Consider the following 14,468-nt stretch of genomic DNA (forward strand, 5'->3'; position numbering starts at 1 on the left):
AAATATGAACATGAATAAAAAGACCATCTTCGTTACAGGTGCAACAAGTGGTGTAGGATTGAAAATTACAGAATTATTAGTAGCACAAGGTCATACGGTTTATGCAACAGGACGCAATGTAGTTGCATTAAAAGCATTAGAACGCGTAGGCGCAAATGTGATCCAAGCAGATTTAATTAATTTATCTACAATCGATGAAGTATGCGCACAACTACCGCCTCTTGATGTAGCTATTTTATCTGCAGGGGTAGGTAAATTTGGCATTGCAACAGACTTAGCAGATGAAGCTATTAGACAAATGGTAGAGCTAAATGTCAGTGTACCGATGTATTTAGCAAAACGTCTAGCAGAACCTATGATACAACGTCAGCGAGGTCAATTAATCTTCATCGGCTCACAGGCAGGAAAGGTAGCAACACCTAAGGCTAGTGTTTATGCTGCTACAAAGCATGCGATTGTCGGTTTTACAAATGGGCTTCGCATGGAACTGGCTCCGTATAATGTTAAAGTTACGGCGATACATCCAGGTCCAATCGATACACCATTTTTAGATAAGGCGAGTGATGAAAGCGGCTATCGCGAGTCTTTAGGAAGATTTTTACTTACAGCTGAAGAAGTGGCACAAGCTACAGTAAAAACAATTGAACGACCAGTTCGAGAGGTTAATTTACCAAGGGTCATGGGGTTAACAAGCAAGCTGTATGCAATGGCACCTGCAACTGTAGAATTTTTAGGTAAATCATTTTTCAATAAGAAGTAAAGAGCTTGTTTTTCGATAAAAGCCCAAAAAGTTTCGATAAAATGAGGTTTTGTTTCGATAAAAGCTCAAATAGTTTCGATAAATCTTCATTAAAACGAACGAAATTAAGTAAAGAGTTGTCTCTTGCGCTGAGACAACTCTTTTTTGTATGCCTGGCAAGTCCGTCAACTTGGTGATGAAAGGATGTCCATTCGCGCAAAATACGCCGCTAAGTTAGCGCTAGTTTACGCGCTCCGACGAATACTATATACATTCATGTTGCGCGTAAAAAATCGTTTTTCCGAGTAAAACTATTCATAGTCTGTACAAGCGCTTAAAGTGTTATAATGACACACTTTTTACAATAAACATAAAAGTCTATAAATTTATAAAAATGCACTTGTTTTTATTTTTATAACATGATACTATTCGTGTATAAAGTTTTAAACGAATGTATAAACATACATATCTAATAGATTAATTGGAGGCGCGTTTTTTATGGCGAATAAAAAAGTAGTATTAGCATATTCAGGAGGTCTTGATACTTCTGTAGCAATTCCGTGGTTAAAAGAACAAGGTTGGGACGTTATTGCAGTTTGTCTTGATGTTGGTGAAGGTAAAGACCTTGAGTTTGTAAAAAATAAAGCTCTTCAAGTAGGAGCAATTGAATCATATATGGTAGATGCGAAGGATGAATTCGCTGAAGAATATGCATTAATCTCATTACAAGCTCATACTTGGTATGAACAAAAATATCCACTAGTATCAGCACTTTCTCGTCCATTAATTTCTAAAAAACTAGTGGAAATTGCAAACCAAGTGGGTGCGGACGCAGTAGCTCATGGTTGCACAGGTAAAGGTAATGACCAAGTTCGTTTCGAAGTTTCTATTAAAGCGTTAAATCCAGACTTAGAAGTGTTAGCACCTGTACGTGAGTGGGGCTGGAGCCGTGATGAGGAAATCGAATATGCTATGAAACATGATGTACCGATTCCTGCAACATTAGATTCACCATTCTCTATCGACCAAAACTTATGGGGCCGTGCAAATGAAGCGGGCGTAATGGAAGATCCATGGGTATCTCCACCAGAAGAAGCATACGGTTTAACAGTTTCTGTGGAAAACGCTCCAGATGAAGCGGAATACGTAGAAATTGAATTCGTTGCAGGTAAACCAGTATCGTTAAACGGTAACGAAATGAAGCTTGCCGATTTAATCCAAGAGCTAAACGCAGTAGCTGGAGCACATGGTGTTGGGCGTATCGATCACGTTGAAAACCGTTTAGTTGGTATTAAATCTCGTGAAGTATATGAAATTCCAGGAGCAAAAGTTCTATTAACGGCTCATAAAGAACTTGAAGACTTAACGCTTGTAAAAGAGTTAGCACACTTCAAGCCAGTCATTGAGAAAAAATTATCTGAATTAATTTATGATGGTTTATGGTTCTCTCCATTACGTGTAGCACTGGAATCGTTCCTTGCTGAATCACAAAAGTTTGTGAACGGAACTGTGCGCGTGAAGCTTTACAAAGGTCATGCAATTGTGGAAGGACGAAAATCTCCAAATTCACTTTATAGTGAAAAGCTAGCAACATATTCTAAAGAAGATCAATTCAACCATGCTTCAGCAGTAGGCTTCATCGAATTATGGGGTCTGCCAACAGTGGTTAACTCTTCAGTAAATAAAAAATAATCTTTTGACAGCAGGGTGTAGTGTAGCATTAAACGCTGTACTACACCTTTTTCAAAAAGAGTTTAAGGAAAAGGTGAGCTGTTATGACAAAACTTTGGGGCGGGCGTTTCCAAAAATCAGCAGAAGCATGGGTGGACGAGTTCGGCGCATCGATTGGCTTTGACCAACAGCTTGTTCTAGAAGACCTTGAAGGTAGCGTAGCACATGTTACGATGCTTGGCGCAACAGGAATTTTACCAGCAGCTGACGTAGAGACCATTCTCGGTGGCCTTGCACAATTACAAGAAAAAGCAATCGCAGGGGAGCTTGAATTTACAGTTGCTAATGAAGATATCCACTTAAATTTGGAAAAAATGCTCATTGATTTAATTGGTCCTGTAGGTGGTAAGCTTCACACTGGCCGTAGCCGAAATGACCAAGTAGCAACGGATATGCATATTTTCTTGAAAAAACGTGTGAAGGAAACAACCGGTTTAATTGAGATATTCCAAAAGACATTGCTTGAAAAGGCTGAGGAGCATGTAGAAACAATTGCTCCAGGCTATACACATTTACAACGTGCGCAACCAATCTCATTTGCCCATCACTTGATGGCCTATTTCTGGATGTTAGAGCGTGATAAACAACGCTTCACGGAGTCGCTTAAGCGTATTGATATTCTGCCTTTAGGTGCAGGTGCCATGGCAGGTACTACTTTCCCAATCGATCGCTTAAAATCCGCGGAACTTTTAGGCTTCAGCGAAGTTTATGCGAACTCGATGGATGCAGTAAGTGACCGTGATTTTATCGTTGAATTTTTAAGTAATTCATCATTATTAATGGCGCATTTATCTCGGTTTGCAGAGGAAATTATTTTGTGGTCGACAGATGAATTCAAATTTATCGAATTAGATGATGCCTTCTCAACAGGTTCTTCTATTATGCCACAAAAGAAAAATCCTGATATGGCGGAGTTAATCCGTGGAAAAACGGGACGCGTTTACGGTAACTTAATGGGCTTATTAACTGTTCTGAAAGGAACACCGTTAACATACAACAAAGATATGCAGGAAGATAAAGAAGGTATGTTTGATACAGTGCAGACAATTCTTGGTTCATTAAAAATCTTTGAAGGTATGATTCGCACAATGACTGTCAATACAGAGCGTTTGCATCAGGCAGTACACGCTGACTTCTCCAATGCTACGGAGCTTGCAGATTATCTAGCAACAAAGGGTATGCCTTTCCGAGAAGCACATGAAGTGACAGGAAAACTTGTATTCACATGTATTCAACAGGGCATCTATTTATTAGATTTACCGCTTGCAGACATGAAAAAAGAAAGTGAGCTTATCGAAGCAGATATTTACGAAGTATTAACACCTGAAGCTGCTGTTCGTCGTCGACATTCTTTAGGTGGTACAGGATTTGATCAAGTAATTATCCAAATTGAAAAGGCGAAAGCCTGTCTCTCGTAACCATAACTTAGCGTGCATGTCCTTGTGACTTTTGCATAGATATTCATTAAAGCTGTCCAGTGAGGCACTATGAAAAAATATTTTCCCTTTTCGTTCGAGCCAGAGGGTGAAACGAAAAAGAGACCCTTACATAGGTGAAGGACAATCCCCAATTCTGGAGACGCGGAATTGGGGTTTTTGTGTAAAGAAATAACATTGGAGGGATTGTCAATGAATGAGCGTTTTACAAAGGGGTTAGAAACAATTAAACAGTATGTGACAAAGGAAGAAGCGGCACGAATGATGGAGGCAGATGTACTAGCTGACATAGCACCAGATTTACGCAAAATGATTATTGAATTTACCTATGGTGATGTTTATTCACGACCAGGGCTAGATGCAAAGAGCCGTGCACTTGTTGTCATTAAAGCGGTAGTAACTCAAGGTGCTGCCCCACAAACAAAAACACATATTAAACGTGGTTTACATGCAGGTTTGACACAGCCAGAAATTGTGGAAGCATTATTATAATTAGTACCATACATTGGTTTTCCACGTGTCCAAAATGCTTTAACCATTGCCCAACAAATTTTTAAAGAAGAAGCTTAGGAGTTTTAATTCTATAACAAGGCATATTCATAAAAATGTGCTTCACATGAATAAACATTTACGAAACGGTTCATATTAAGAACGGAATCACTTATTAATCTAAAATGATTAGGAGGATGTAGAATGAGTAGTCAAACACCCAAAGACCAGGAATCTCAGGAAAGTCCGCCACAACTGTATAGGGTGAGCTTCTAAAATCTTATGGAATCAGCGAGGCGGATATTCTGTTTTGCTGTATCTTAAGAAGAAGCAAAAACCGATACAGATCAAATCAAATAGAAATAAGTGTTCTTGGGATCCAGAATTTTTCTGGGTCCTTTTTTATTTCGCATTAAATACCTTAAAAACCTCAGAGAAAATAGCCTAATTGGTTAATCCCTAATTTAGAGAAAATTTGCCTTTTTAAGAAATCTGTATTACTCTACATATGACAGATTTCTGTTTGGTGATAAGCGATACAGATGGGAGGGGTAAAATGAATATTCATTTAGATCCAAGCAGTGAATTACAGCTCTATAAACAATTAGCGAATCAGTTAATTGAGTTGATTGCTAAGGGAAACCTAAAAAATGGTGACACTTTACCTTCAGTTCGTTCAATGGCTGCGGATTTAGGGATTAATGTCAGCACGGTTAGTAAGAGTTATCATGAACTTGAAGAAAAAGGTTTAATCGAATTAAAGCCGAAAGCAAAAGCGATCATTATCGGTGGTCAAAAAAAAGAACTGAAAGAGACGGAAGTTGAAAAAGTAGAAAATGCATTAAAACCAATTATGGCAGAGGCCATTGCACGGGGTCTCGAAAAAGAACAAATGACGAGTTTGTTTCATCGAATTTTAAAACAATGGAAGTAGGGGAAATATGCTTTTTATATTAAGCATCTTTATCTTTGTAGGTGTACTGGAAACTTTAACACCATATTTAGCGAGAAAAACAACTGTGTTTGGTGTATCTATTCCAGAACCTTATGTGCAACATCAACAATTACTTATTTTTAAAAAGCATTACAGTATGATGGTCGGGAGCATAGCAGTTGCATGTCTTATAGCTCAAATTTTACTACTGTTTACGTCCATTCAAGAAGAGCAATTTGTTTTATTATCCTTTGTTTTGCTTTATGTTGTGCTTCTCATAGCAGCTGGACTTTATATGTTTTATCATATAAAAACAAAAAAACTGAAAAAACAAGAAAATTGGGAAGCACATGTAAAAACTGTTTATGTGATGGATTTATCTTTTCGAGATCGAGATGAAGTACTTTCACCTACATTTTTCGCATTACCGATTATTATCACTTTAGCATTGATTACTTTTACCTATATGAATTACAATGCCATCCCAGATGTTTTTGCTACCCATTGGAATGCAGCAGGTGAGATAGACGGTAGGACTGAAAAAACATGGCTATCAGTTATTGTAATGCCACTTATTTTACTAGGGACACAAATTAGCTTTTTCATCATCAGTATCGGTATGAAAAGTGCCAAAATACAATTGAGTGCACAAGCAAAAGATGCTTCAGTCAATCGAGAGCTTAACCAGCGTAAATATGGTAGCTGGTACTTAGCAGCGATTAATTATAGTATGACTATTGTTCTTGTTGTTTTACATTACACGACAGTTATTTTAAAAAATCAAACAGCTCCTTACTTCTTCCCGCTTTTTATCGTTTTTATGATCGTCTCTTTAGGGGGACTTATCCTCTTCATTTGGAAGTTAAGTAACAGTAATGAGCGCTTTGATGATTTACATACAAACGAAACAGCTGCAGCCGATGATCGATACTGGAAATGGGGGATTGTTTATATCAATAAAAATGATCCTTCACTATTAGTGCAAAAGAAATACGGCGTTGGTTGGACTGTGAATTTAGCGAATAAATGGAGCTATATCATTTTACTTGTAATATTTTTACCAATCTTATTAGTCATTTTCGTCTAGAGGGAGAGATTTTATGAAAAAACTATTATTTTTATGTTGTGCACTTTTTTTATTAGCAGCATGCGCACAAAAGGAGGACAACACAAAAGGTAAAGAGATAAAGGAGGACAATAAAATGAATGAACAGCTAGTAGGTAAATGGGAAGGGAATATTAAAACGCCAAACGGAGCACTTCCGATTATCGTTGATTTGCAGAAAGATAGTGGGACATTATCAGTACCAGCCCAAGGATTATCCGATTATCCATTTAAAAGCATCAAATACGATGGTGATCAAGTAAGTGTTTCGATCAATTTAAATGGCTCGGCTGTTGTCATTAACGGAACATTAAAAGATGGGCAAATTACAGCAACGTTTCAACAAAGTGGTGGCAAATTCCCACTTGTCTTAAAGCCATTCAAAGAACAACCAGTTACGTATGAAACGTCCAAGATTCTTGTTAAAGATGGTGCGTTAACAGTGGCTCTTCAAAAGGCTAGCAAGGAGCCATCTCCAGTTGCACTTATTATAGCAGGTTCTGGTCCAACTGATAAGGATGGAAATTCAGCAATAGCTGGTAAAAATAATAGCTTAAAAATGATTGCGGAAGGGTTAGCAAAAGACGGTATTACTACTGTTCGCTATGATAAACGTGGACTTGGCGATAATCAGTCCCTTTTAACTAAGGAAGAGGATATTACGATTGATCAATACGTAGATGACGCAGTTCAAGTGATTAACACCCTTTTAGCTAATAAAGCGTATTCGAGTGTTCATATTATTGGACATAGCGAAGGCTCACTGATCGGTTTACTAGCAGCACAAAAAACAAAAGTAGAGTCCTTTGTTTCTATAGCAGGCTCTGGTAGACCAGCCGATGAAATTTTGTTAGAGCAATTAAAAGGTCAATTATCGCCAGAGCTTCTAAAAGAATCAACAGATGCTCTTGCATCCTTGAAAAAAGGCGAGCTAGTAAAGAACGTTTCTCCAGATTTACAGTCACTCTTCCGTTCTTCAGTTCAACCGTATATGATTTCATGGTTAAAATATAATCCTGCAAATGAGTTAGCGAAAGTAAATAGCCGAGTTTTAATTCTTCAAGGAACAACCGATTTACAAGTAGTTTCAACGGATGCGGAAGCGTTAAAAAAAGGTAAGCCAGACGCCAAGCTTGTATATATGGACGGAATGAATCATGTGTTAAAAAATGCTCCAGCAGATCGTACGAAGAATGCAGCAACCTATTCAGACCCATCATTACCACTTCATAAAGAATTACTGCCAGCCATTCAGCAGTTTATTATGAATGGAAGTAGAGACTAAGCTATCCACGGTAGAAAGGTGAATACTTGCGAGAAATGGAGAAAAACTTGCGAAAAAAGTAATGCTCATAATTAGTATCTAACAAAAGGAAGTATGCTCAAATCAGAGCATACTTTTTTTGGGCTTGGGATGTTATTTGTTAAATTATTTACCATATTTTTATCGTACGATATAGTAATAACTAAGCGGGTTAATCGAATTCAACAATATTTGAAAAGAAGGTTTTATTATGTATAGCATTGGGAAATTTTCGAAACTGTGTAATGTTCCTATAAAAACGATTCGTTATTATAGCGATCTTGGGTTACTCGAGCCATCTTTTATAGATGAAGTGACGGGCTATCGTTATTATGATTACGATAAAATGAAAGAGCTAAATACTATACAGGTACTTAAACATTGCCATTTTTCATTAAACGAAATTGAACAGATTATTAAAGGGAAAAATGATAAGCAAGATTTAGAGATTAGATTAAATAAAAAAGTTCAGGAATTAGAGCACCAACAAAAAGTAATCGCTGAACAACTTCAAAATATTGTCCAAGTGAAAAATTCAATAAGGAACACTGAGACGTTTAATCCAAAGCCAAAGCCAATATTATCAAGTTGTTACATAGAAGAACGTCTAAACATACAGGTGTTTTCTATCCGTGAAAAGATACATATTATAGAAATGGATAAGCTAGTACAAAAATTATTTGAACGAATATATGCGTATCAATTTGAGATAGATGGGGCGCTTGTTGCAATTTTCCACCAAAGGGACAGGAACCAAAATATAGCAGATGTTGAACTACTGTTACCAGTAAAAGTAACTCAACAAGGGGAGTATATTAAAGTAATAACAGAAGGCAAGTATGCTTGTATAAATATAAAGGGACCGTATTCAGAGTTACATTTTGGCTATAGTCGCTTGCAGGAATGGCTGACTGAGCAATCCCTCCAGTCAGAAGGGACATATATGGAGCAGTACATAAAGGGCTTAATCCCAACTGAAGTTGTAAATCCAATTAATATTAAACCAAATATTGAGCTACATCCAAATGATTTTTTGACAAAAGTATTTGTGAAACTAAGAAACTAGCTAAACTCTCCAGTAGCTGGAGACTTTATTCTGTATTTAGCAAGGTAAGAAATGTCTTGCTACTTAAATATAGAATGGGGTATATCGATGAAAACAAATACAGGACAGTTTGCATTTCTTAAAGGTAGTTCATATGAGATTGGACAACAACAAGCGCGAGAGTTTCAAAAGAATCCTTTTGCAAAATCGCTATTCTTTACGGAAAATTTAACTGGTGACAACGCTTATTTTGAAATGAAAGCACAAATAGAGCAGTATTGCCCAGGTTTAAATAAAGAATTAGAAGGCTTTGCAGAAGGCTTTGGCTATGCGCCTGAACAACTAAATTTTTATCAAAATGCATGGTTAATACCTGGGGGATGTAGTTTAGGGGCTATTTTACCTGGAAAAATGGCAGATGGTAAAACATATGTTTTAAGAAATTATGATTTATCACCTGATATTTCGGATATGCGCTTATGTACTACTCGTGTTGAAGGGAAATATGCTCATACAGGATTTTCAGTTTCAACATTCGGTCGAAGTGAAGGTTTAAATGAGAAGGGGCTATGTGTTGCATATGCATCGTGTGGCATGCCCATTGGCAATTATCCTGGTATGAGACCACCAGTAGTACCTGGATTACAGTTTATGGTTATTGTTAGAGCCCTATTAGAAAATTGCGAAAATGTAGAAGAAGCAATTTATATGGTTAACACTATGCCAGTAGGAACGAACATGAATTTACTTATTGCTGATGCAAATGGCGACGCAGCTTTGATTGGAACATATGACGGAATAAAAGAGGTAAAACGTGCAGAACTAGATTATCTTATTGCAACTAATCACGGACTATTTTCCGCAATACAAGAAATGGAGCCTGGCAAGCTCGAGCATTCTCAATTAAGATATAATATTTTAGAGGAGAAATTTAAAGAAAGTGGAAAAAGATCTATAGATGAAATCCAAGAACTTCTTTTAACAGAGTTCCCTAAAGGATTGTCCATCCATAATTACAAAGAAAGCTTTGGAACAGTACATTCAATTTTGTTTAACCTTACTGATTTGCAAATGGAATTTTCATTTGGCTCACCATTACAAAATCAGGTAAACAAGATAGGGATTGGTGAGAATTTTACGAAAACACAAACATCTGTTGAATTTAAAAATAAAAGCTATGGAGCAGAGTTTTGGAAAATCATAAAATAATAAACAACAAAAAAACCTTTCTTGATTTTTATTAATGTTCAACATTATAACAATTTATTTAAAAAGCTGAACTAATTAGTTCAGCTTATATTTGTGAGGCCTTAAATTTGTATTATTGAACAAAAGGGAAGAATAGTAGTCAATAATATGACAAATAAACAGTTATTTAATATAATCGATTATAAATTAACTACTTTTGTAGGAGGGACACTATGGTAAACTTAACTGAATATCTGTACAAAAAGATAAAACCGATTATTGAAAGTTGGAATGAGGAAGGAATATATGCATTATCCTTTTTTGTATATACAAATGAAGTTCCAGATAATATCCCTACTTTTGTAATCAGTTACAATACGGAGGAGGATTGCGAGTATAGTCCACAGCTCAGTGAGCAGAGATGGAATTACGCCTTTTGGAGACAAGATGAACATGAAATTATTGGTGATGAAGAATCAACAAATATTTTATTACAATGGTTTAAGGAAAATGGCATAAAAGATATTGGGTACGAAGACGAAACATTAATGTATGATGAGGATTATAACTATATAGGAAAAGGACCAAACGGCTATTATGAGCTATTACAGATAGTTTCAAGTGTAGCAAAAAGATTACACGACAATAAAGTTATTATTAATACTTTTAAAAGAGAAATACCTATAATTATTCACGATTTGGAATATTCTTGGTTTTCAGAAGAAACAACGAAAAATGGAAACCCAAATGGAATTGCCGAGATATTCTTGGAAGCATTACGCCAAGAATCCCCAGAGTAAATTCTTGATGTATTGAACATAATTTATATTTAACTTATTTATTTTTGTTAAAAACCTTAAAAGATTGAGAATATATGTACATAAAATAATAAGATACGTTAGTTAAAGAAGAAAGTTAAGTTAGCCTTGTTAAAAATAATTTAACAAGGCTATTTTGTATCTCAAGTTATGATGTAATAAACTAGCATGTACATTTACTTGTCTTTAATATTACAGAGTAGAAAGGTCTTTTTTGTATGTACAAGCAATCTGTTCGAAAGTGAGAAAGAGAACGAAATAGCACACCAAATTCGTTCTGCAATAGTGCTCGGTGTTGACATTTTTAAAGCGTAAATGCCCGCTTATCTTTACTAATTATAAGTAGAAAGAATCACTTTTAATAAGTATTTTTATTTTATAGGTCAAATAATATGGGGGCTGAACAGTCTATTTAGTGGTTATTTCTCGTAGTCAATTTTTTCTTTTTATAGGACATAATTGTTTAGTAACTTAATTCGGTTGTTACAACTTGGATAAATTCATCTCGATATTGTGATTCTAAAATATTAACGCCTTTTTCTCTGGATAGTTGTAGCAACTTTTGAATCTTAGCTTCATCTTTCTCCATAAAGGCTTTTTCTACATATTTTAAATCTTGCAAGATATGATGTATAAATGTATCTCCCTCTCTTTTAATATCTATGGCAATAAAGTCGAAGGATAATAATGTTTTAGTTGGAATAATAATGGTATCAAACAAATAGTTTAAAGCTTTAAAGGGGACATAAGGGATACCTTTCTTATATTCATACTTCTCAATAATAGGTAAAATTTCATCAATAAATTTTTGCATTTTATCAATATCGTAAAGCTTTGTTTCTTCTAAATTATTCTTCTTAATAATTTGTTGTATTTTATCATATTGATTTTGTTCTAACAGTTGCTTCATATATAGGAGCTCTTTTTTGAAATTGGATCGTTCTTTTTTACTTAATTGTCGATGATCAATAACAGCGTATTCGATTAGCTCCCAGTCTATCTCCGGACCAAAATGTGGTCCTAAAAAATACTTAAGTTCTTCAAAATCGCTCACTTAGGTTACTCCCTTTAATTTAGTATTCTATTAATCGTGCAGTAAAAACAAGATGAAATTTTCCCTTAACCGCTCATAGACATCTTCAGTCAGAATCTTGTTAAGATGATTTTATTCCCTCGATTACCAATAATTATTTATTTTACATAAAAAATCATTTTATAGAAACATCTATTTTCATTTCGCAAAATGAACTTTTTGCAACCCCTGTATAGTCATGAACATATAAAAAGGGAGGTTTATTTTGGAGCTTATTGTGAAGGATATTGTGAAAAAATATAATGGTGTGAATGCCACATTTAAAATGGGTATTGGAGCAGGTAAATCTACATTATCAAATGTGTAGCTGGAGATGTAAACCTGATGGTGGTTCCATTCTATTCAATGATTCGTCCCAATATGTGCATGAGCAAGTTGCGCTACAGCACCAATTTCTTTCAAGTTATCAGCATCTGAAAATTCGTGGAGTGATGGCTCTTTTTATAAGGATGATTTTGAAGAGCTATATGAAATAGTAGGATTACCGACTTATGACCGGCAATGTTTTCTTCAAATCTAGCTTCGCCAACGAAAGATCCGTTAGAGCAAATATGTACTTCTTCAGTCGGCTATACCTCTTTGACAATAGTACCTATTGTTGCGGCTGTTATATACTCTCCAAATTTTGTTGCAATAAATTTTATAAACTAATTAATTATGCCTCGGCATAATTGTAGCTGGTCGCTTTGCTTTCACTACCAAAACATTTTCTGAAAAAGTTAAATTTATCACTGCCGCAATTTTACGGTTGTGGTATTTTTAATGAGTAAATTACTATTTATTGCCCATTTTAAGGAAATGTTTAGATTAATTTGGAGGTTAGTGTTTTGAGGGTTTTAAAAAAGTTTCCACAGCCAAACACAATAAAAGGTCAGCTTCATCGAGCACTTGTATGGATCACTTTTATTACTGGTTTATGTATTTTTATTCCAACGCTTTATATTGAATATCGACAAACCATTCAACATCAAAATGAAAAGATGACGCATTATTTGGATGCTCAATCCTATTTTTTTGAAAGCTGGTTATCAGAGCGATCCAGTGATATACATACAATAGCTAATTTTGATTTTGTCAAGGACTATAATTTTCAAAAATTACAAAAATTTTTTCAAGATTTTAAAGAAAAAACAAATTTCACAGACTTAATATTCGTCAATAAAGAGGGCATCGTGCAAGTTGATACAGTTACTGAATACAGTAAAAATGGTGTTAGCGTGGATGTTAATGACCGAAAGTATTTTCAAGTTGCTAAAAAAACGAAACAACCATATATAACAGATATTTTAATAAGTAAAGTTACAAAGCAGCCTATTATGGCATTTGCTTCACCGATTCTTAATGCACAGCAACAATTCAATGGTGTAGTTTTTGGCGCAGTAAATTTAGATATCATCAATCAACTGCTGCAAGAATCGAGAGTGGGCTTTTTAGGTCATGCTTATATTATAGACCAAGAAGGTACTATGCTCTCTGAATTTAACAATAAACAACAACGGTCTTCAGGAAATTATTTAGTTGATGACCATATCCTAAACGTAGCTTTAAAAAATAAAACAAGCGGCCTCGAGCTTTATAAAGACGTGAATAATAAGTGGGTTCTTGCTAAAAGTAAGCCTATAAATGGAGGGAAATGGTTTATTATATCAGAAATTGGTCTGTTAGAGGCCTATAAACCATTAATCAATAGAATTTTATGGATAACTATTTGTTTAGTAGTAGGGTCATTTTTTATGATTAAAATGATGTTACATCTCTCTAAAAAAATTGAAGAACCTATCCAGCAGCTTCTAACAGGTGTTAGAAAGGTAGAACAAGGTTTTTATGAATATCAAATAAATGACCAACAGCTGACACCATATGCGCAAGAATTTCAGGAGCTTTGTGCGTCCTTCAATGAAATGAGCGACAAAGTGAGAAAAGATACTATTTTACTGAAAGAATTATCGATTACCTGTCAGCTGACGAAGCTGTATAATCGTCGTTATTTGATTGAGCAGGGGGAGCTTGCTTTTCAGAAATGTTTAGAAGAACAAAACCATTGTTCATGTATAGCGATTGACATTGATTTTTTCAAAAAGGTTAATGATACCTATGGACATTTAATCGGTGATGAAGTGCTAAAGCATGTCGCAAACATCATTACAAATTCTGTGCGAAGAATCGATATTGTTACAAGGTATGGGGGAGAGGAGTTTGTCATTTTATCTCCAAATACTATGCTAGAGAGTGCAGTGAAAATTGCGGAAAGAGTCCGGCAACATGTTGAAGATCATCCTTATATTGCGGATTTTGAGATCAATGTGACAGTGAGTATTGGCATCGCAGGATACGGTGATTCTGAAAATATTTCAACATTTTACGAGCTACTTGACAAGGCGGATCAAGCACTTTATATTGCAAAGGAAAGCGGTCGAAACCAACTTAGAGTATGTGATAAAACAGGTATAGTTGATACAAGGCAAATGCTTTAACGGGATGTTACGGAATCGAAAAGGAGTTCAATAAAGGGCGTTATCCTAAAATCATCGCATTCAGCTTTTTCAAAGGCGGTTGCTAATAATGCTATCCTCGAAATAAACGTCTT

12 protein-coding genes are annotated in these 14,468 nt (G+C 35.4%); 11 read left to right on the forward strand and 1 reads right to left on the reverse strand.

Annotation, left to right across the window (positions count from 1 at the left end):
• Positions 1–4: 4 nt before the first annotated feature.
• From ACIQZA_RS20600 to ACIQZA_RS20645, 10 genes are all read left to right on the forward strand, one after another.
• Complete coding sequence (locus ACIQZA_RS20600) at positions 5–760, forward strand: SDR family NAD(P)-dependent oxidoreductase (protein ID WP_400936824.1); 756 nt, start codon at positions 5–7, stop codon at positions 758–760.
• Positions 761–1,237: 477 nt separating this feature from the next.
• Positions 1,238–2,431 (forward strand): argininosuccinate synthase, encoded by a 1,194-nt coding sequence (locus ACIQZA_RS20605; RefSeq protein WP_400936827.1) that lies wholly within the window; start codon positions 1,238–1,240, stop codon positions 2,429–2,431.
• Between the two features lie 83 nt (positions 2,432–2,514).
• Positions 2,515–3,888, forward strand: coding sequence for an argininosuccinate lyase (gene argH / locus ACIQZA_RS20610; RefSeq protein ID WP_400936829.1), 1,374 nt, complete (start codon positions 2,515–2,517; stop codon positions 3,886–3,888).
• Between the two features lie 210 nt (positions 3,889–4,098).
• Positions 4,099–4,398 (forward strand): carboxymuconolactone decarboxylase family protein, encoded by a 300-nt coding sequence (locus ACIQZA_RS20615; protein WP_400936831.1) that lies wholly within the window; start codon positions 4,099–4,101, stop codon positions 4,396–4,398.
• A 553-nt stretch (positions 4,399–4,951) separates the two neighbouring features.
• Positions 4,952–5,329, forward strand: a complete 378-nt coding sequence (locus ACIQZA_RS20620; protein ID WP_142507049.1) for a GntR family transcriptional regulator — start codon at positions 4,952–4,954, stop codon at positions 5,327–5,329.
• A 7-nt stretch (positions 5,330–5,336) separates the two neighbouring features.
• Positions 5,337–6,416 carry a DUF1648 domain-containing protein gene (locus ACIQZA_RS20625; RefSeq protein WP_400936833.1) on the forward strand — a complete coding sequence of 360 codons (1,080 nt, stop codon included), beginning with the start codon at positions 5,337–5,339 and terminating at the stop codon, positions 6,414–6,416.
• A gap of 13 nt (positions 6,417–6,429) precedes the next feature.
• Entirely contained in the window at positions 6,430–7,719 is a 1,290-nt protein-coding gene (locus ACIQZA_RS20630) for an alpha/beta hydrolase (RefSeq protein ID WP_400936835.1), read from the forward strand.
• Between the two features lie 229 nt (positions 7,720–7,948).
• Positions 7,949–8,803, forward strand: a complete 855-nt coding sequence (locus ACIQZA_RS20635; protein WP_400936836.1) for a MerR family transcriptional regulator — start codon at positions 7,949–7,951, stop codon at positions 8,801–8,803.
• Between the two features lie 87 nt (positions 8,804–8,890).
• Positions 8,891–9,991: a C45 family autoproteolytic acyltransferase/hydrolase gene (locus tag ACIQZA_RS20640; protein WP_400936838.1), complete on the forward strand. Its 1,101-nt coding sequence runs from the start codon at positions 8,891–8,893 to the stop codon at positions 9,989–9,991.
• A 212-nt stretch (positions 9,992–10,203) separates the two neighbouring features.
• Positions 10,204–10,770 carry a hypothetical protein gene (locus ACIQZA_RS20645; protein WP_400936841.1) on the forward strand — a complete coding sequence of 189 codons (567 nt, stop codon included), beginning with the start codon at positions 10,204–10,206 and terminating at the stop codon, positions 10,768–10,770.
• A 481-nt stretch (positions 10,771–11,251) separates the two neighbouring features.
• On the opposite strand, the gene ACIQZA_RS20650 is transcribed toward ACIQZA_RS20645, so the two are convergent.
• Entirely contained in the window at positions 11,252–11,842 is a 591-nt protein-coding gene (locus ACIQZA_RS20650) for a hypothetical protein (RefSeq protein WP_400936843.1), read from the reverse strand.
• An 866-nt stretch (positions 11,843–12,708) separates the two neighbouring features.
• Between ACIQZA_RS20650 and ACIQZA_RS20655 the strand changes: the two genes are divergently transcribed.
• On the forward strand, positions 12,709–14,355 hold the full coding sequence (locus tag ACIQZA_RS20655; RefSeq protein ID WP_402883661.1) for a sensor domain-containing diguanylate cyclase: 1,647 nt from the start codon (positions 12,709–12,711) through the stop codon (positions 14,353–14,355).
• Positions 14,356–14,468 lie beyond the last annotated feature (113 nt).

The organism is Lysinibacillus sp. NPDC096382, assembly GCF_044762845.1.
GTDB lineage: Bacteria > Bacillota > Bacilli > Bacillales_A > Planococcaceae > Lysinibacillus.